The 17,652-nt window shown below is 72.5% G+C and carries 13 protein-coding genes; 5 read left to right on the forward strand and 8 right to left on the reverse strand.

What is annotated here, in order from left to right:
• Nucleotides 1-521: 521 nt before the first annotated feature.
• Complete coding sequence (locus LZ495_RS04020; RefSeq protein WP_235050426.1) at nt 522-3,269, reverse strand: bifunctional acetate--CoA ligase family protein/GNAT family N-acetyltransferase; 2,748 nt, start codon at nt 3,267-3,269, stop codon at nt 522-524.
• 206 nt (nt 3,270-3,475) lie between these two features.
• Here LZ495_RS04020 and LZ495_RS04025 point away from each other — a divergent pair, with 206 nt between their 5' ends.
• On the forward strand, nt 3,476-3,814 hold the full coding sequence (locus LZ495_RS04025) for a VOC family protein (protein WP_235050427.1): 339 nt from the start codon (nt 3,476-3,478) through the stop codon (nt 3,812-3,814).
• An 85-nt stretch (nt 3,815-3,899) separates the two neighbouring features.
• Here the strand turns inward: LZ495_RS04025 and LZ495_RS04030 are convergent, their stop codons facing one another.
• From LZ495_RS04030 to LZ495_RS04045, 4 genes are all read right to left on the reverse strand, one after another.
• Nucleotides 3,900-6,305: an HAD-IC family P-type ATPase gene (locus LZ495_RS04030; protein WP_235050428.1), complete on the reverse strand. Its 2,406-nt coding sequence runs from the start codon at nt 6,303-6,305 to the stop codon at nt 3,900-3,902.
• A 197-nt stretch (nt 6,306-6,502) separates the two neighbouring features.
• Nucleotides 6,503-7,864, reverse strand: a complete 1,362-nt coding sequence (locus LZ495_RS04035; RefSeq protein ID WP_235050429.1) for a M16 family metallopeptidase — start codon at nt 7,862-7,864, stop codon at nt 6,503-6,505.
• Nucleotides 7,864-9,237: a M16 family metallopeptidase gene (locus tag LZ495_RS04040; protein ID WP_235050430.1), complete on the reverse strand. Its 1,374-nt coding sequence runs from the start codon at nt 9,235-9,237 to the stop codon at nt 7,864-7,866. The genes LZ495_RS04035 and LZ495_RS04040 overlap by 1 nt, the downstream gene beginning before the upstream one ends.
• Nucleotides 9,238-9,444: 207 nt before the next feature.
• Complete coding sequence (locus LZ495_RS04045) at nt 9,445-9,690, reverse strand: DUF2630 family protein (RefSeq protein WP_235050431.1); 246 nt, start codon at nt 9,688-9,690, stop codon at nt 9,445-9,447.
• A 235-nt stretch (nt 9,691-9,925) separates the two neighbouring features.
• Between LZ495_RS04045 and LZ495_RS04050 the strand changes: the two genes are divergently transcribed.
• The 3 genes from LZ495_RS04050 to LZ495_RS04060 all read left to right on the forward strand — a co-directional run bounded on the left by LZ495_RS04050 (nt 9,926) and on the right by LZ495_RS04060 (nt 13,786).
• Nucleotides 9,926-12,391 carry a DNA gyrase/topoisomerase IV subunit A gene (locus LZ495_RS04050; RefSeq protein WP_235050432.1) on the forward strand — a complete coding sequence of 822 codons (2,466 nt, stop codon included), beginning with the start codon at nt 9,926-9,928 and terminating at the stop codon, nt 12,389-12,391.
• Nucleotides 12,392-12,870: 479 nt separating this feature from the next.
• Nucleotides 12,871-13,422 carry a DUF6082 family protein gene (locus LZ495_RS04055; protein ID WP_235050492.1) on the forward strand — a complete coding sequence of 184 codons (552 nt, stop codon included), beginning with the start codon at nt 12,871-12,873 and terminating at the stop codon, nt 13,420-13,422.
• A 118-nt stretch (nt 13,423-13,540) separates the two neighbouring features.
• The gene (locus LZ495_RS04060; RefSeq protein WP_235050433.1) at nt 13,541-13,786 is read left to right on the forward strand and encodes a hypothetical protein; all 246 of its coding nucleotides are present in this window, start codon (nt 13,541-13,543) and stop codon (nt 13,784-13,786) included.
• Nucleotides 13,787-13,804: 18 nt separating this feature from the next.
• Here LZ495_RS04060 and LZ495_RS04065 read toward each other — a convergent pair whose 3' ends face one another.
• Nucleotides 13,805-14,266, reverse strand: a complete 462-nt coding sequence (locus LZ495_RS04065; protein ID WP_235050434.1) for an HD domain-containing protein — start codon at nt 14,264-14,266, stop codon at nt 13,805-13,807.
• Nucleotides 14,267-14,410: 144 nt separating this feature from the next.
• Here LZ495_RS04065 and LZ495_RS04070 point away from each other — a divergent pair, with 144 nt between their 5' ends.
• Nucleotides 14,411-15,316 (forward strand): ferredoxin family protein, encoded by a 906-nt coding sequence (locus LZ495_RS04070; protein WP_235050435.1) that lies wholly within the window; start codon nt 14,411-14,413, stop codon nt 15,314-15,316.
• A gap of 85 nt (nt 15,317-15,401) precedes the next feature.
• On the opposite strand, the gene LZ495_RS04075 is transcribed toward LZ495_RS04070, so the two are convergent.
• Together LZ495_RS04075 and LZ495_RS04080 are read right to left on the reverse strand one after the other, a co-directional pair.
• Complete coding sequence (locus LZ495_RS04075; protein WP_235050493.1) at nt 15,402-16,976, reverse strand: monocarboxylic acid transporter; 1,575 nt, start codon at nt 16,974-16,976, stop codon at nt 15,402-15,404.
• Between the two features lie 44 nt (nt 16,977-17,020).
• Nucleotides 17,021-17,434, reverse strand: a complete 414-nt coding sequence (locus LZ495_RS04080; protein WP_235050436.1) for a DUF485 domain-containing protein — start codon at nt 17,432-17,434, stop codon at nt 17,021-17,023.
• Nucleotides 17,435-17,652: the final 218 nt, after the last annotated feature.

The raw sequence follows: 17,652 nt of genomic DNA on the forward strand, positions 1-17,652 counted from the left end.
CAGTCCCCGAAAGGGTGACGATGAGGCACAACTCCGGGGATCGCCCGGCGAAGCGCAACCGCGCGCCCCATGCGCGCCCTCCCCACGCAGGACGCGAACCGCTTGACTGTGGGATGTGCAGGACGGACGGGGCAACAGGGACGCACCGCTCGCGGTGGCCCCCGCCCGGCCGGCACACGTCCGGGGCTGCGCGCCGCAGGCCCGGGCAGCACCGCACCCGCGTCGGCGGGATCGGGGAAACCCGGCGTGGGAGCGGTCGGTCCGGACGGACCGGTCGGGCATGATGCGCCGTCACGTGGAGGGCGTGCGCGGAGGGGCATGACGACCGGGAAGGCCGGAGGCCGCAGCGGCGGCGCGGGTGCCACGGCTCGGGGTGGCATCGGCGCCGCGGCGGCCGGGCCGGCGGCGGTATCGCCTGGGGACGGGCGTACCGCCGCGGCCTGCGTTGCGCACCCGGTGGCGCCCACCGACTCCTTGGACAGCCGCGCTTCTCGGCCGCGCTGTTCGGCCGTGCCGTGCGCTCAGAAGGGGTTGCGCATGGCCCGCGGGCCCATGTCGGTGCGGGCCGGCGGGCGGGACAACCGGATGCGGGCGTCCAGCACATTGAGGCCTTCGCCGGTGACCACGACCGGGTCCAGCTGTATCGACGTGACCTGGGGCAGGTCCTCGGCCAGTTGCGACAGCCGCAGCAGCAGCTGCTCCAGCGCCTCGACGTCGACCGGCGGCGCGCCGCGGTAGCCGAACAGCACCGGCGCCGCGCGGATGTCGCGGACCAGGTCGGCGACGTCCCGGTCGGTGGCGGGCACCACGCGGTGCGCGACGTCGCCGAGCAGCTCGGAGGCGGGTCCGGCCAGTCCGAAGCGCAGCAGGGCGCCGAACGATTCGTCGTAGGTGACGCCGACCGTGGTGGCGACGCCGCGCGCGGCCATCCGCTGCACGACCAGGCGGGCCTGGTCCGGCCCGCCGAGGCGGGCCGCCATGCGCCGGAACGCGCGCCGCAGGCCGGCCTCGGTGCCCAGGTCGAGCCGTACGCCGTCCAGGTCGACGCGGTGCCGCAGGTGTTCCGCGATGGTCTTGAGCACCACCGGGTAGCCGAGCTGCTCGGCGGCCGCGACCGCGGCGTCCTCGCTGTCCACCCGGACCGCGGGCATCGGGTGGATGCCGTAGCAGGCCAGGAGTTCGCCGGCCTCGGCGGGCGAGAGGCCGGCCGCGTCGGCGGCGCCGAGCCGGGCCCGGACCAGGCCGCGGGCCGCGGCCGGGTCGACGTCCGCGAACTCGATGACCTCGCCCGCGGGCCGGCGCCGCCACTCGGCGTACCGCACCACCTCGGCGAGCGCGCGCACCGCGTTCTCCGGCGCCGGGTAGCTGGGCACCGAGCCGGGTGCCGGGATGCCGTCCGGGTCGAGGCGGCGCAGCTGGTCGGGCAGGCCCTCGTGGGCCAGGTACGTGGCCAGCAGCGGCTTGCCCGCGGCCACTGCGCGCTCGGCCATCTCGGCGATCACCGCGGCGACCTCGTCGCCCGAGGTGGTCAGCGGCGGGATGAACACGGTGACCACGGCATCGACGTCCGGATCGGCGAGGATGCCGCCGAGCGCCTTGCGGAAGTCCTCGGCGGTGGCCGAGGTGGTCAGGTCGACCGGGCGCAGCGGCCGCAGCCCGGCGCTGGTGCAGGCGTCCTCGGTGAGCAGGCCGAGCGAGTCGGAGTTGCCCACGATCGCCACCCGGTCGCCGCCCGGCAGCGGCTGGTACGCGAGGAGTTGCGCGACGTCGAACATCTCCGCGACGGTCGGCACCCGGATCACGCCGGCCTGCCGGAACAGCGAGTCGACGGCCTGGTCGGGCAGCGTCAGCGCGCGCGTGCCGTGCCCGAGGGGGACGCCGTGCGCGTGCCGCAGGCTCTTGACCACGACGACCGGCTTGCGGCGCGCGACGCGGCGGGCCAGGCGCGTGAACTTGCGCGGGTTGCCCAGGGATTCCAGGTGCAGCAGGACGGCGTCGGTGGCCGGGTCGTCCTCCCAGTACTGCAGCAGGTCGTTGCCGGACAGGTCGGCGCGGTTGCCCGCGGACACGAAGGTGGACAGCCCGATGCCGCGGTCGACGGTGGATTCGAGGATCGCGATGCCCAGCGCGCCGGACTGCGCGAACATCCCCACCCGGCCGCGCCGCGGCATGCGCGGCGACAGGCTGGCGTTGACGCTGACCTCGGGGTCGGTGTTGAGCACGCCCAGGCAGTTCGGGCCGATCACGCGCATGCCGTGGCTGCGCGCGGTGCGCACCAGGCGGCGCTGCCGCTCGCGGCCTTCGGCGCCGGTCTCGGCGAACCCGGAGGACACCACGACCAGTCCGTGCACGCCGTGCCGCCCGCAGTCCTGCACGACCTGCTGCACGGCGCGGGCCGGGACGGCCACGATCGCGAGGTCCACCGGGCCCGGGATGTCGACCACGGTCGGGTAGACCGGCACGCCCTCGATCGGCTCGCCGCCGGCCTTCGGGTTGACCGCGTACACCGGTCCGGTGAAGCCGCTGGCCGCCAGGTTGCGCAGCAGGGTGTTGCCGACCGTGCCCTCGCGCCGCCCTGCGCCGATCACCGCGACCGAGCGCGGGTTGAGCAGCCGGGCGGTGGAGCGGGCCTCGGCGCGGTGCTCGCGGGCCAGCATGACCGCGGTGGAGGTGTCGGTGGGCTCCAGGTCGAGGTTGAGCCGCACCACGCCGTCCTCGAATGCGGACTGCTGGGTGTAGCCGGCCTCGGTGAAGACCTTCATCATGCGCCGGTTCGAGGGCAGGACGTCGGCCACGAAGCGCCGGATGCCGCGCTCCCGGGCGACCGCGGAGATGTGCTCGAGGAGCACCGAGGCGACGCCGCGGCCCTGCTGGTCGTCCTGCACCAGGAAGGCGACCTCGGCGGTGGACGAGCGGCCCTGCGGCCCGGTGCGCACCGCGCGGCCGTCCGGGCCGATGCGGTCGTACCGCACGATGCCCACCATCTCGCCGCCGACGAACAGGCCCATCCCGACCCGGTCGACCCAGTCGTGGTTGGTGAAGTGCCGTACGTCGCGCTCGGACAGCCGCGGGTAGGGGGTGAAGAACCGCAGGTATTTCGACTCGTCGGAGACCCGGGCGTAGAAGGCGACGAGCCGGTCCGCGTCGTGCGGTCCGACCGGGCGCAAGTGCGCGGTCGAGCCGTCGCGCAGCACCACGTCGGCCTCCCAGTGCTCCGGGAAGGCCGGGGTCGCGGTCTGCCGCTCGGCAGGCGGCTCGGTGGGCTGCACGCTGCCGACACTAAGCCACGCGGCGGGCGACCGGCGAGGGACGCCCCGAAGCTCCCGGCGGCCGTCCCGGCGCCGCGTCTGGTGACCGGTGTCACCGCGGGCGACCGGTCCGGCACACCATGGAATCTGATAGACCATCAGATGTATCCCGAGCCGGTTTCCGCACCGCTCTTTCCCGCCTTGCCCCGCCCCCGCAGGAGGTCGCGATGTCCGCCCAGGGCCTGTCCGCCGCATTCCCCGTCGCCGACATGACGGCCGCCGTCGCGTTCATGAGCGCAGTGCTCGGCACCGAGCCGACCTTCGTCGACGGCGACCGGTGGGCGCAGTTCGACCTGAACGGCAACCGCATCGCGCTGTCCGGCACGGACCGCGAGGGCGAGGGGGCGTCGGTCATGGTCAAGGTCGCCGACCTGGAGGCCGCGCTCGCGCCGCTGCGGGACGGCGGCTTCAAGGTGGCCGACACGGTCGAGGGCCCGCACGAGCTGCGCGCCCAGGTCGTCGGCCCGGACGGCTGGGCGGCCGTCCTCTACCAGCCCAAGAAGTAGCCTCCGGGCGCACACGCGGCGAGGCCCGCCCCCACGTGGGGGCGGGCCTCGCCGCGTCTTCCGCGGGGTGCGGCCGGTCCGGAGGTCAGGCCGCCACGACCGGGAGCGGGTTGCGCCTGGCGATCCAGCGCCACACGACCTCGATCAGCGCGGCGGCCACCACGGCGATGCCGACCGCGGTCCACGGCATCGTGGTGCCGACCAGCTTCAGGTCGAAGAACCGCTGGAACGCCGGGACCGAGATCACCAGAGTGAAGCCGAGCGCCATCGTCGCGACCAGGGCGACCCGCCACCAGGTATACGGGCGGGCGATGATCGCGAGGACCCACAGCGCGACCAGGAACAGCGTCAGCGTGGCGATGGACGTCTCGGCGCTGCGCGTCGCCTCGGTGCCGCCGTAGTAGTCGCGGGCGATCAGGTACGACGTGAAGCACGCGGTGCCGGCGATGAAGCCCGCCGGGGCCGCGGTGCGCAGCACTCTGTTGACGAACCCGGCCCTCGCCCGCTCCTTGTTCGGGGCCAGCGCGAGGAAGAACGCCGGAGTGCCGATGGTGAACCAGGCCAGGAGCGTCAGGTGCCGCGGCAGGAACGGGTACGGCACGTTCACGATGACGACCAGGATCGCCAGCAGCACCGCGTAGGCGGTCTTGGTGAGGAACAGGTTCGAGACCCGCTCGATGTTGCCGATGACCCGGCGGCCTTCGCCGACCACCGAAGGGAGCGAGGCGAAGCTGTTGTTGAGCAGCACGATCTGCGCAACGCCGCGGGCCGCCTCGCTGCCCGAGCCCATGGCGACGCCGATGTCGGCGTCCTTGAGGGCCAGCACGTCGTTGACGCCGTCGCCGGTCATCGCGACGGTGTGGCCGCGGGACTGCAGCGCGCCGACCATGTCGCGCTTCTGCTGCGGGGTCACACGTCCGAAGACGGTGTTCTTCTCCAGGATGTCCGCCATCGCGTCGCGGTCGGCGGGCAGCGTGCGGGCGTCCACCGGGTGCTCCGCGCCGGGGATGCCGAGCTTGGCGGCCACCGCGCCGACCGAGACGGCGTTGTCGCCGGAGATGACCTTGGTGGCCACGCCCTGCTCGGCGAAGTACCGCAGCGTGTCGGCGGCGTCGTGGCGCAGCCGCTGTTCGAGGACGACCAGCGCGGCGGGCTTGGCGCGGGCCGGGTCGTACGCCGCGGTCAGGTCCGCGACGGGCTCGTCGGTACGCACCAGGAGCAGTACGCGCAGGCCGTGCGCGCCCAGGTCCTCGGCCTCGGCGAGGATCGGCTCGCCGTGCGCGGCCAGCACCTCGGGGGCGCCGAGGAGCCAGCTCTGGCGTACCCCGTCCACCTCGAAGGTGGCGCCGGAGTACTTGCGGGCCGAGGAGAACGGGATGGTGGCGGTCTCGGTCCAGCCCTCGGGTGCGGTGCACTCCTCGATGATCGCCGCGAGGCTCGCGTTGGGCCGCGGGTCGGTGGTGCCCAGCGCGCCGAGCGCGGCGCGGACCGGGAGCTCCGGGTCCAGGACGCGGACCTCGGTGACGTTCATGCCGCCCTCGGTCAGCGTGCCGGTCTTGTCCAGGCACACCACGTCGACGCGGGCCAGGCCCTCGATCGCGGGGAGCTCCTGGACCAGGCACTGCCGCCGGCCGAGCCGGATGACGCCGACCGCGAAGGCCAGCGAGGTGAGCAGCACCAGGCCCTCGGGGACCATCGGGACGACGCCGGCCACCATGCGGCGGATCGCCTCGGGCACGTCGTCCTCGTTGATCCGGTACTGGCTGATCACCAGGGCGATCGCGGCCGGGATCAGGACCCAGGTGACGTACTTGAGGATGGTGCTGATGCCGCCGCGCAGTTCGGAGGCGACCAGCGTGAACCGCGAGGCCTCCTCCATCAGCTGGGCGGCGTAGGCGTCCTTGCCGACCCGGGTGGCCCGGAAGGCGCCGTTGCCGGCCACCACGAACGAACCGGACATGACCACGTCGCCCGGCTGCTTGAGGACCGGGTCGGCCTCGCCGGTCAGCAGCGACTCGTCGATCTCCAGGCCGGCCGCCTCGACGACGATGCCGTCCACCACGGCCTTGTCGCCGGAGCCGAGCTCGATGACGTCGTCGAGCACGATCTCGTGCGAGGAGACGCCGACGGTGGTGCCGTCCCGGCGGACCCGGGGCTTGGCCTCGCCGATCACCGCGAGGCGGTCCAGGGTGCGCTTGGCGCGCATCTCCTGGACGATGCCGATGCCGGTGTTGGCGATGATCACGAAGCCGAACAGGCCGTCCTGGATCGGCCCGACGACCAGGATGATCACGAACAGCACGCCGATGATCGCGTTGAAGCGCGTGAAGACGTTGGCCCGGACGATCTCGCCGACCGAGCGGCTGGAGCGCACCGGTACGTCGTTGACCTCGCCGCGCGCCACGCGTTCGGCGACGTCCGCGGCGGACAGGCCGCGTCTTTCGTCGAGTACGCGGTCCACCGCGTCGTCGGTCTGCGTCTCCTGGGTCATGGACCTCACCGTATGCGGCTGGAAAGGGTGGCGGACAAACCGGGGTTCAGGTTCATGCCGGGGTAGCAGTGCGCCTCCGCCGTGCGGCCGACGGCGGAGGCGCGCCCAAGTCATCCTTGGGGACTACTTTGCCAGGAGTTGGCCGAGACCGTGCCGGCCGCCCTCCTGGGGATCAGCCGGGGACCGGCTGCCCGCGGTCACTCGACGACGGTCACCGGCCCGAGGCCGAGCTGCTCGAGCGGCTCGCGGATCCGACCGGCGTCGCCGACCAGCACGATGACCAGGTGCGCGGGGTCGAACCCGGCCACCGCGGCCGCCGACGCGTCGCCGGTGGCCACCGCGCCCAGCCGGGCGTACAGCCCCGGCAGGTAGTCGTCCGGCAGCCGCTGCGCGACCACGTCGGCCAGCGAGTCGGCCACCGCGCGCGAGGTCTGGTACTTCAGCGGCGCCACCCCGACGAGGTTCTGCACCGCGGCGTCGCGCTCGTCGTCCTCCAGGCCCTCGGCGGCCAGCGTGGTGAGCACCTGGACCAGGTCGGACATCGCCGGGCCGGTCGATTCGGTGTCCACCGAGCCGGTGATGGCCAGCAGCGCGCCGGAGCGCAGCGACTGGTTCAGCGCCCGGATGCCGTACGTGTAGCCCTTCTCCTCGCGCAGCACGCGGTCCAGGCGGGAGGTGAGGGTGCCGCCCAGGCAGTACGTGCCGATGCTGAGCGCGGGCCACACCGCGGCGTGCCGGTCCGGGCCGAGGCGGCCGGCCAGCACCTGGGTCTGCACGCTGCCCGGCCGGTTCACGATCACCACGCGGGCGGTGTCGTCGGCGACCGCGGGGACCACCTCGGTGGGCGGTGCGTCGCTGCCGGTCCACCGGCCCAGGGTGCGCTCCAGGATGCCGTCCAGGTCGACGCCGTCCAGGTCACCGACCACCACGACGGTCGACGTCGCGGGCCGCACGTGCGCGGTGAAGAAGTCGACCACGGAAGCCCGGTCCACCCGGGCCACCGACTCGGACGTGCCGGCCCGCGGCCGCGAGATGCGCGCGGCCGAGTCGAACAGCTCGCCGTACAGCGCGATGGCCGCGCGGCGCGCCGGGCTGGCCAGCTCGTGCACGATCTCGTCGAGGCGCTGCCGGACCAGCCGGTCCACCTCGTCGGCCGGGAACGCCGGGGCGCGGACCGCGTCGGCCATCAGGCCGAGCGCCCGCTCCAGGCGCGAGGCCGGCACGTCGAGCGCGATCTGCACGCCGGCGTGGTCGGCGCCCGCGTCCATGGTCGCGCCGCAGCGCTCCAGTTCGGCGGCGAACGTCTCGGCGTCCATCGTGTCGGTGCCCTCGCTGAACGCGCGGGACATGATGGTGGCGACCCCGTCGATGCCCTCGGGCTCGGCGTCCAGCGGTGCGTCGAGCAGGAGTTCGACGGCCACCACGCGCTGCCCGGGGCGGTGCACGCGCAGCACCGACAGGCCATTGGCCAGCTTGCCGCGCTCCGGGGCCGGGAAGGTCCACGGCTTCTCGGGGCCGGCGCCGGGACGCGGGTGGAACACCATGGTGGTCTCGGTCATCAGGCGGCCTGCCCCTCGCTGTCGTCCTTGGTCGCGCTCTGCGCGTCGGCGGTGCTCTCGTCGCTGCCGTCGCTGCCGTCGTCGTCGGTGTCCTCGTCGGTCAGCTCGTAGACGAGCACCGCGCGGTTCTCCGGCAGCAGGCGCTCGGCGGCCACCGCGCGCACTTCCTCCGCGGTGATCTCCAGCACCCGGTCCAGGGCGGTGAAGGCGAGCGAGGCGTCGCCGAACAGCGTGGCGTACCGGCACAGTTCGTCGGCGCGGCCGCCGACCGTGGCCATCCGGTCCAGCCAGCCGCGCTCGATCTGGGCCTGGGCCCGCTCGAGTTCGGCGGCGCTCGGGCCCTCGGCGGCGAACCGGGCCAGCTCGTCGTTCACCGCGGCGTCCACGGCCTCGACCTCGGCCTCGCCGGACGCCTTGACGTCGAGCAGCGCGACCGAGGGCGCGCCGACCAGCCGCATGATGCCGAACCCGGCGTACACCGCGAGCTCGTCGCGGCGCACCAGGCGGGTGTTGAGGCGCGAGCTCTCGCCCTCGCCGAGCACGGTCAGCGCCAGGTCGGCGGCGTCCGCCTCGCGGGCGCCGTCCACCGGAAGGCGGTACGCGGCCATCAGGGAGCGCGACGGGACGTCCTCGTACACCGTCTCGCGCACCTCGGCGCCGATGACCGGCGGCAGCGAACCGTCCGCAGGAGTGGGCTTGCCGTCGTGCGCCGGGATGGTGCCGAAGTACTTCTCGACCCAGGCGAGGGTCTGCTCGGGGTCGATGTCGCCGACCACCGCGAGCACCGCGTTGTTGGGCGCGTAGTAGGTGCGGAAGAACTCGCGGCAGTCCTCGAGCGTGGTGGCGTCGAGGTCGGCCATCGAGCCGATCGGCATGTGGTGGTACGGGTGCCCCTCGGGGAACGCCATCGCCACCAGGCGCTCCCACGCGGTGCCGTACGGCACGTTGTCGTAGCGCTGGCGGCGCTCGTTCTTCACCACGTCGCGCTGGTTGTCCAGGCTCTCCTGGGTGAGCGCCTCCAGCAGGCCGCCCATCCGGTCGGCCTCCAGCCACAGCGCCAGTTCGACCTGGTGCGCGGGCATGGTCTCGAAGTAGTTGGTGCGCTCGAAGCTGGTGGTGCCGTTCAGCGAGCCGCCGGCCGACTGCACGAACTCGAAGTGCTGGTTCCCGTGCACGTTCGCGGAGCCCTGGAACATCAGGTGCTCGAACAGGTGCGCAAGGCCGGTCCGGCCGGGCTTCTCGTGGCGCGACCCCACGTCGTACCACAGGCACACGGCGGCGACCGGGTCGATGTGGTCCTCGGACAACACCACCCGCAAACCGTTGGCGAGCCGGTGCTCGGTCGCCGTGAACGTCTCGGCCAGACCTGCCATGTCCCGTCAGTCCTCTCCGCCGACACCTCGCGGCCCACCACCGCAAGGGGCCGCATCGGCGGCCTGCCTGCCACCTTACTGACGGAGGCGGCCCGTTCCGGGGCGGCGGAGCCGCCGTTCGCGGCGGGCGAAGTCGGGAACAAAGCGCGGGCGGGCGCTACTGCCGGCCGGCGCTGCCACCACTACTGCCGGCCGGCGCTGCTCCCACTACTGCTGGTAGCCCTCCACCTCGCGCGCCGGGCGGACCGCGGCCGCGTTCGGGTCCTCGCGCACCTCGCGCCGGGCACGGCGCTGCCGCAGCAGGTCCCAGCACTGGTCCAGTTCGACCTCGATGGCGTGCAGGAGCTGCTGCTCCTCCTCGGCGCTGATCTTGCCGGCGGCCAACTGCGCGCGCAGCGCGTGCTCGGTGTCCACCATCGACCGGATGCGGTCGAGGATCTGCGGGTCGTCCATGGCTGCCCTCCGTGCTTCCGGGTACGTGTCGTGCCAGTGGTGCTTGCGGTCCTCGGCGTACCGGCGCGCCGGTCGCGGAACAGCCGCGAACACCGGCCCATTCCCCGTATGCGTGTCCCTCATGCCCGCAAACCCGGACGTTCCCCCACGCGGCGCCGGGTCGCTGCACCCGCATGTCCGACCGGGGGGACACAATGGGCGCGACCGCATCCCGCCCTAAGGAGCCCGCCGCAGTATGGCCCGCCGCAGCACGAAGACGCCTGGCCAGGATCAGCCCGACGACTTCGAGGAACGCATCCTCGACATCGACGTCGTCGACGAGATGCAGGGCTCGTTCCTGGAGTACGCGTACTCGGTCATCTACTCGCGCGCGCTGCCGGACGCACGCGACGGTCTCAAACCGGTCCACCGGCGCATCCTCTACCAAGCCAACGAGATGGGCCTGCGCCCCGACCGCGGGTACGTCAAGTGCGCGCGCGTGGTCGGCGAGGTCATGGGCCGCCTGCACCCGCACGGCGACACCGCCATCTACGACGCCCTCGTCCGCCTCGCGCAGCCGTTCTCGATGCGGCTCCCGCTGGTCGACGGGCACGGCAACTTCGGTTCGCTCGGCAACGACGACCCGCCCGCCGCCATGCGTTACACCGAATCCCGGCTCTCCCCCGCCGCGATGCTCATGGTCGAGTCGATCGACGAGGACACCGTCGACTTCGGCCCGAACTACGACGGCCAGGAGCGCGAACCGCAGGTCCTGCCCGCCTCGTTCCCGAACCTCCTGGTCAACGGGACCACCGGCATCGCGGTCGGCATGGCCACCAACATGCCGCCGCACAACCTCACCGAGGTCATCTCCGCGGCGCGCGAGCTGATCCGCCGCCCGCACGCCACGCTCGACGACCTCATGAAGCACATCCCCGGCCCGGACCTGCCCACCGGCGGCCGCATCGTGGGCCTGTCCGGGGTCCGCGACGCGTACGAGAGCGGCCGCGGCACCTTCAAGATCCGGGCCACCGCGACGGTCGAGAACGTGACGCCCCGCCGCAAGGGCATCGTGGTCACCGAACTGCCGTACAACGTCGGCCCGGAGAAGGTGATCGCCAAGGTCAAGGAGCTCGTGCAGTCGAAGAAGCTGCAGGGCATCGCGGACCTGAAGGACCTCACCGACCGCATGCACGGCCTGCGCCTGGTGATCGAGGTCAAGAACGGCTTCAACCCCGAGGCGATCCTCGAGCAGCTGTACAAGCTGACGCCGATGGAGGAGACCTTCGGCATCAACAATGTGGCCCTGGTGGACGGCCAGCCGCTCACCCTGGGCCTCAAGGAGCTGCTCGAGGTCTACCTCGACCACCGCTTCGAGGTGGTCCGCCGGCGCAGCGAGTTCCGCCGCCGCAAGCGCCAGGAGCGCCTGCACCTGGTCGAGGGCCTGCTCGTCGCGCTGATCGACATCGACCGGGTCATCGAGCTGATCCGCAGCAGCGACAACGCGGCGCAGGCCAAGGAGCGCCTGATGGAGACCTTCGGGCTCTCCGACATCCAGGCCACCTACATCCTCGACACGCCGCTGCGCCGCCTGACCCGCTTCGACCGCATCGAGCTGGAGGCGGAGCGCGACAAGCTGCAGGCCGAGATCGACGAGCTGACCCGGATCCTGGAGTCCGACCAGCTGCTCCGCAAGATCGTCTCGGAGGAGCTGGCCGCGGTCGCCAAGAAGTACGGCACGCCGCGCCGCACGGTGCTGCTCGAGTCGGCGGGCACCCCGGCCGCCGCGGTGCCGCTGGAGGTCACCGACGACCCGTGCCACGTGCTCATGTCGTCCACCGGCCTGCTGGCCCGCACCCCGGGCGCCGACCCGCTGCCCACCGAAGGGGCCCGCCACAAGCACGACTTGGTGGTCTCCGCGATCGCGAGCACGGTCCGGGCCGAGATCGGCGTGGTCACCGACACCGGGCGCCTGCTGCGCGTCAACGTCGTCGACCTGCCCGCGCTGCCGCCCAGCAGCGTGGCGCCGAACCTCTCCGGCGGCGCCCCGGTCAGCGAATTCGTCAGCCTGGAGGCCGACGAGAAGGTGGTCTGCCTGACCTCGCTGTCCCCGGACTCCCCCGGGCTCGCGCTCGGCACGGTCCAGGGCGTGGTCAAGCGGGTGACGCCCGACTACCCCTCCAACAAGGAGGAGCTGGAGGTCATCGCCCTCAAGGACGGCGACCGCATCGCGGGCGCCGTCGAACTGCGCACCGGCGACGAGGACCTGGTCTTCATCACCGACGACGCACAACTGCTGCGCTACCCCGCCTCGCTGGTCCGCCCGCAGGGCCGCCCGGCGGGCGGCATGGCCGGCATCAAGCTGGCGGACGGGCGCGCGGTCATCTCCTTCACCGCCGTCGACCCGGGCGCCGAAGCGGTGGTCGTCACCATCGCGGCCTACAGCGGCGACGCGCTGTTCGGCGCCGAGCACGGCACCGGCAAGGTCACCCCGTTCGCGGAGTACCCCCGCAAGGGCCGGGCCACCGGCGGCGTGCGCTGCCAGCGCTTCCTGAAGGGCGAGACCGCGCTCGCACTCGCCTGGGCGGGCCCCGCCCCGGCCCGCGCCGCGAACGCGACCGGCACCCCGGTCGACCTCCCCGAGATCGACCGCCGCCGCGACGGCTCCGGCTCCCCGCTGGCCAAGCCGGTCACGGTGATCGGCGGCCCGGCAGGCGCCTGACCCGCGGCCGCGCGCCGTTCCGCGCACCTCGCGCACGCCGGGGCACTCTGTCCGGGACAGAGTGCCCCGGCTGCTTTCCCCATGTTCTGACAAACCGTCATGAACGGGCGGCCGTCCGGGTTTTACCGCACCTACCCGGCGGTATCACGACCACAGACGCAATCCCGCGGCCGCCGAACGTACTCGTCGCGAACGTCCTCGACGCGAACGCTTTCGGCACCACCTCGAACCGACCGCACGCCAGCGGCCCAGGGGTCTGAGTGACGGCGCAACGCCGACCGACGATGCTCGGCGCCGCCCGCAGCAACGCCCACCATCTCTGCCTCGCCGCAGACCCGGCGGACGCCGCTGACGCCGCGTCATCCCGCCGGGCGCCTCCGCCAGGGGAGGGTCCGACGCCGATGTCCTCCACACCGCCACGCCGAGGGACCAGGCAGGTCCCCATCTGGGTAGCGCTATGCGTCAGCGCCGTGGTCGGCATGGTCGCGCTGTCCTTCGGACTCTCGCTGGCCACCACAGAACTCGCGGGCGGCAACAGCGGCAGCCTCCGCGACCGCGCCACCGTGGGCCAGTCCTTCGACGCGGTGAGCGCCGTCTTCTCCGGCCTCGCCCTCCTGGCCGTCGCCGTCACCGGCTACGTCCAGCAGCGCGAACTCCAGAACCACCGGCGCTACGCCAAGCAGAACGCCGACGCGGCCGTGCAGAGCAACCACCTGGAACTGCTCAAGCTGAGCCTCCAAGATCCCGAACTCGCTTCTGTGTGGCCCGCCTTCGCCGGACGGGTCAACCGCGGCCTGGAACGCAAGTATTTGTACGCCAACATGATCATCACTCATCTGCGCTACACGTTCGCGAGCGGCGAGGCGACCGAATCAGAAGTGCGGGCCGAGCTGGCGTATCTCTTCTCCTCGCAACTGATCTACGAATACTGGGACGTTGCCCGTCCCGTACGCGCTACGCTCCCCGCGGACGCGCTGCAACACCCCTTCTACGCACTGGCAGAAGAGGAGTGGCAGCGAGCTCGACGCTGAGCCATATTGGTTCTTTCGAGTGATCTTCGCGTACAACCGCCACCGCGCGGCACGAGTGTCAGTTATGCCCCGAGATCAAGGCAGTTCACTTCCCCGTCCGCCCTGAGATATGGCCACAATGACGCGCTTCTTCGCCCGTCGGCTCGGCAGTGCCCCCGCCGACCGCGGTTTCTGCAACACCAACGCCACGTGTCCCGACATCTTCGAACTGGCGGACGGGAACTTCGCCGTGATCGGGACCGACATGACGGCGGAGTTGGCCGCACAACTGCCGCCCGATGCCGGGTGTGCGGATTACGAGCGCATCGTCGTCATCTCCCGCGAGACGCTGCTGCACGCGAAGCGCGACATCCCGGACGCCTGAGCCGGACCGGCCCCCGCATCAGTGCGGGGTGCGGCCCGCGGCGAAACCCTCGAGCAGCTCGATCGAGCGCGTGTACTTGGCGCGGAGCCGGACCTGGGTCTCCTCGTCCAGTTGGCCGAGGCGCGCCTCGGAGCGGTTGTCCTCGATGTCGGCGCGCTTGACCACCAACGCGATGGGGTCCGCGGCCGCGCGCGCCATGCTCGCCGCCAGCGGCTCCCGGGGCAGCTTGGACAGGGCCACCACGGCCGCCACCACCGGCTCCGGGCAGCCCGCGCGCCGCAGGTCGGCGGCGGTCACGTCGGTGTCCTCGATGACGTCGTGCAGCACCGCGGCCATCTGCTCCCACAGCCCCTCCACCGCGCGCATCACGCGCAGCGGGTGGGCGATGTACGGCTTGCCGCCCTTGTCGAGCTGGCCGGCGTGCGCGGACCGCGCAAGCGCCACCGCGTCGTCCAATGTGAAGTCGGGCTTCGGTTCCATCCCGGTGCACTCCCCCGGTCGCGGTCGGTCGACTCAACCGTAGCCCGCCGCGATCATCCCGGCCCGGCGCGGCGCCGGGTCCGGCCGAAATCCGCGCCCGTTCGCGGCTCCGTCCGGAAAGTTGACCATGTACGGTACACATCCGTGGAGACCTGCTCAGTCCTTTCGCGCGCGTATGCCGAGCCGATGGCCGGCACCGCGCCCACCGCGCCCGGCTGGCTGCTGATCGAGCACCCCGGCCCGTGGGCCGCCAAAGCGCTGCGCGGCAGCCGCGGCCTGGACCCCGAGGCCGGGGCGGAGCTGGAGCGCCGGGCGGCCGCCGCGGGTTTCCGCGCCACGCTGATCCGCACCCCGGGCCGTACCGTGCCCGCGCCCGGCGGCCGCCGCACCGTGTTCCTGGCCTGGACCGCGCCCGGCGGGTCCTGGCTCCGCCGGTTCACGGTCGGCTCGCTCGACGAGCTACTGGCGCTGGACTACGCCGCGCTGGCCGGCCCCGCCGAACCCGCGCTGGGCCGCCCGTACGACGACCCGTTGCTCCTGGTCTGCACCAACGGCAAGCGGGACCGCTGCTGCGCGACGGCCGGCCGGCCGCTCGCCGAGGCGCTCGCCGCGCGCCTCCCCGGCGACGTCTGGGAGGCCACCCACCTGGGCGGGCACCGCTTCGCGCCGACCGCCGTCGTGCTCCCGGACGGGTACGTCTACGGGCGCCTGGACGCGGACTCCGCAGCCGCCGCCCTGGACGCCGCCCGGGCCGGCGCGATGCTCCTGGAGGACTGCCGCGGCCGCGCCACCTGGTCGCGCCCCGCGCAGGCTGCCGAGCTCGCGGTCCGCGAGGAGATCCTGGAGTACGGCGCCGACGTCCTGCAGGTCGCCGAACCGGACGCACACGGCGGCGACGCCTGGACCGTGCGCGTCGACCATGCGGACGGCCGGACGTGGACCGTCGAGGTGACGGCCCACGCCGAGGAACCGGAACGGCCGGAGAGCTGCGGCAAGGGACTGGAGAACCCGCTGAGCATGCGGCCCAGGCTCGTCTCGCCCGCGCTGTAGCCCGCGGCAGTTCACCGAGGCTTCTGCAGTCGTCTGCGGTCTTCTGCAGTCCGCTGCAGTCCGCTCGAGTCCGCAGCCCGCGGGCTCAGTAGGCGCCCGCGCCGGTCAGCGCACGGACCTCCATCTCGGCGTACTTGAGGTCGTCCGCGTCCTCCTTCGAGCGCAGCGTGCCGACCCAGCCGGCCAGGAACCCGATGGGGATCGAGACGATGCCCGGGTTCGCCAGCGGGAACCAGTGGAAGTCGACCCCGGTGACCAGCGGGTTCGGGCCGCCCGAGACGACCGGCGAGAAGATCACCAGGACCACCGACGAGATCAGCCCGCCGTTGATCGCCCAGACCGTCCCGCGCGTGTTGAAGCGCCGCCAGAAGAGCGTGAACAGGATCGTCGGGAGGTTCGCCGACGCCGCGACCGCGAAAGCCAGCGCGACCAGGAACGCCACGTTCAGCTTCTGCGCGGTCAGGCTCAGCGCGATCGCCACCGCACCGATCACGATGGCGCTCAGCCGGGCCGCGGCCAGTTCCTCCTTCTCGCTGGCCCGGCCCTTGTGGATCACCGCCGCGTAGAGGTCGTGCGCGGCGGACGCCGAGGACGCCAGCGTGAGTCCGGCGACCACCGCGAGGATCGTCGCGAACGCCACCGCGGCGATCACCGCCAGCAGCACCACGCCGCCCAGCGAATCGCCGCCGCCGCCCAGTTCCTGGGCCAGCAGCGGCAGTGCGGTGTTGCCCGCCTTGTTCGACGCGCGGATCTCGTCCGAGCCGAGGACCGCCGCGGCGCCGAAGCCGAGCACGATCGTCATCAGGTAGAACGCGCCGATCAGGCCGATCGCCCACATCACCGAGCGCCGCGCGGCGCGCGCCGTGGGCACCGTGTAGAAGCGCACCAGGATGTGCGGCAGCCCCGCGGTGCCCAGCACGAGCGCGAGCGCGAGGCTGATGAAGTCGATCCGGCTGGTCAGCGAACTGCCGTACTGCAGGCCGGGTTGCAGGAACGCCTCGCCGTGGCCGCTGGTCTGGGCCGCGGTGTGCAGTATGGCGTTGACGTTGCCGTCGAACCGGACCAGCACCAGGACGGTCAGCGTGACGGCCCCGGCCATGAGCAGCGCGGCCTTCACTATCTGGATCCAGGTGGTGCCCTTCATGCCGCCGAAGGTCACGTACACGATCATCAGCATGCCCACCGCGATGATGGTGAGCGTCTGCGCGGAACCGTCGGCATCGCCGAGCAGCAGGGCCACCAGCGAGCCGGCGCCGACCATCTGGGCCAGCAGGTAGAAGATCGACACCACGATCGACGAGGCGCCCGCGGCGGTCCGCACCGGGCGCTGGCTCATCCGGAACGCGAGCACATCGGCCATCGTGTAGCGGCCGCAGTTGCGCACCAGTTCGGCGACCAGCATGAGCACCACGAGCCACGCGACCAGGAAGCCGATCGAGTACAGGAAGCCGTCGTAGCCGACCAGCGAGATGAGGCCCGCGATACCCAGGAACGAGGCCGCGGACATGTAGTCGCCGGAGATGGCCAGGCCGTTCTGCGCCGCGGAGAATTCGCGGCCGCCGGCGTAGAAGTCGTTCGCGGTGCGGCTGTGCCGGCTGGCCCAGATGGTGATCACCAGGGTGATCGCGACGAATACCAGGAACAGGCCGATGGTGAGCATGCGGTGGCCGCTCCCGGCCCCCTCGGCCAGGATGCGCGCATCGATCACCGGAACCGCTCCTGGGTGTCCCAGCGCAGATCGAGCGCGGCCCGGTCCCGCTTGCGTCCCGCATTGCGGGCGTAGAGCCAGGTGAACAGGAACGTCGAGGCGAACTGGGCGAGTCCGAAGGCGAGCGCGACGTTCACCTCGCCGACGATGCGCTGGGCCATCAGGTCTCTGGCCATGGTCGAGGCGAGGACGTACGCCAGGTACCAGGCCAGGAACAGCGCCGACATCGGGAACACGAAGTCGCGGTAGCGGCGCCGGATCTCCTGGAACTCCGGGCTCGCCTGGACCTGGAGGTAGACGTCCCCGCGGGCGTCCGGCGGCCGTGCGTGCCGCCCCGCCCGCGCGACCGGGACGGGCCCCCGGTCCGGCGTCCGAGCGTGCTCCGGACCGCGGTACGAACTGCTGGTCACGAAAAGTCTCCTCGTGTGGCGGCCGCCCCGCGGGTCGTGCGTGTCGCACCTCGGGGTCGTCGGGGCGGGCCGGAACTTCAGCATGGTGATTGCGCGCCGTACGCGGCGCCCGGGCCGCTTCCGATTCACACGATCGGATGAAATGCACGATGAGGTCCGCGGATTCACCGCGCGAACCTGCGCAAGGCATGCGAAGGGGCCCGGAACCTCGAGGTTCC

This window comes from Yinghuangia soli, from assembly GCF_021502675.1.
Classification (GTDB): domain Bacteria; phylum Actinomycetota; class Actinomycetes; order Streptomycetales; family Streptomycetaceae; genus Yinghuangia; species Yinghuangia soli.

Bases quoted from the DNA above. Each gene is read 5' to 3' on its own strand.
- LZ495_RS04040 (WP_235050430.1), bottom strand. From the start codon at position 9,237: ATGGCAGGTCTGGCCGAGACGTTCACGGCGACCGAGCACCGGCTCGCC.
- LZ495_RS04035 (WP_235050429.1), bottom strand. From the start codon at position 7,864: ATGACCGAGACCACCATGGTGTTCCACCCGCGTCCCGGCGCCGGCCCC.
- LZ495_RS04055 (WP_235050492.1), top strand. From the start codon at position 12,871: ATGGTCGCGCTGTCCTTCGGACTCTCGCTGGCCACCACAGAACTCGCG.
- LZ495_RS04065 (WP_235050434.1), bottom strand. From the start codon at position 14,266: ATGGAACCGAAGCCCGACTTCACATTGGACGACGCGGTGGCGCTTGCG.
- LZ495_RS04025 (WP_235050427.1), top strand. From the start codon at position 3,476: ATGTCCGCCCAGGGCCTGTCCGCCGCATTCCCCGTCGCCGACATGACG.
- LZ495_RS04030 (WP_235050428.1), bottom strand. From the start codon at position 6,305: ATGACCCAGGAGACGCAGACCGACGACGCGGTGGACCGCGTACTCGAC.
- LZ495_RS04050 (WP_235050432.1), top strand. From the start codon at position 9,926: ATGGCCCGCCGCAGCACGAAGACGCCTGGCCAGGATCAGCCCGACGAC.
- LZ495_RS04045 (WP_235050431.1), bottom strand. From the start codon at position 9,690: ATGGACGACCCGCAGATCCTCGACCGCATCCGGTCGATGGTGGACACC.
- LZ495_RS04060 (WP_235050433.1), top strand. From the start codon at position 13,541: ATGACGCGCTTCTTCGCCCGTCGGCTCGGCAGTGCCCCCGCCGACCGC.
- LZ495_RS04075 (WP_235050493.1), bottom strand. From the start codon at position 16,976: ATGCTCACCATCGGCCTGTTCCTGGTATTCGTCGCGATCACCCTGGTG.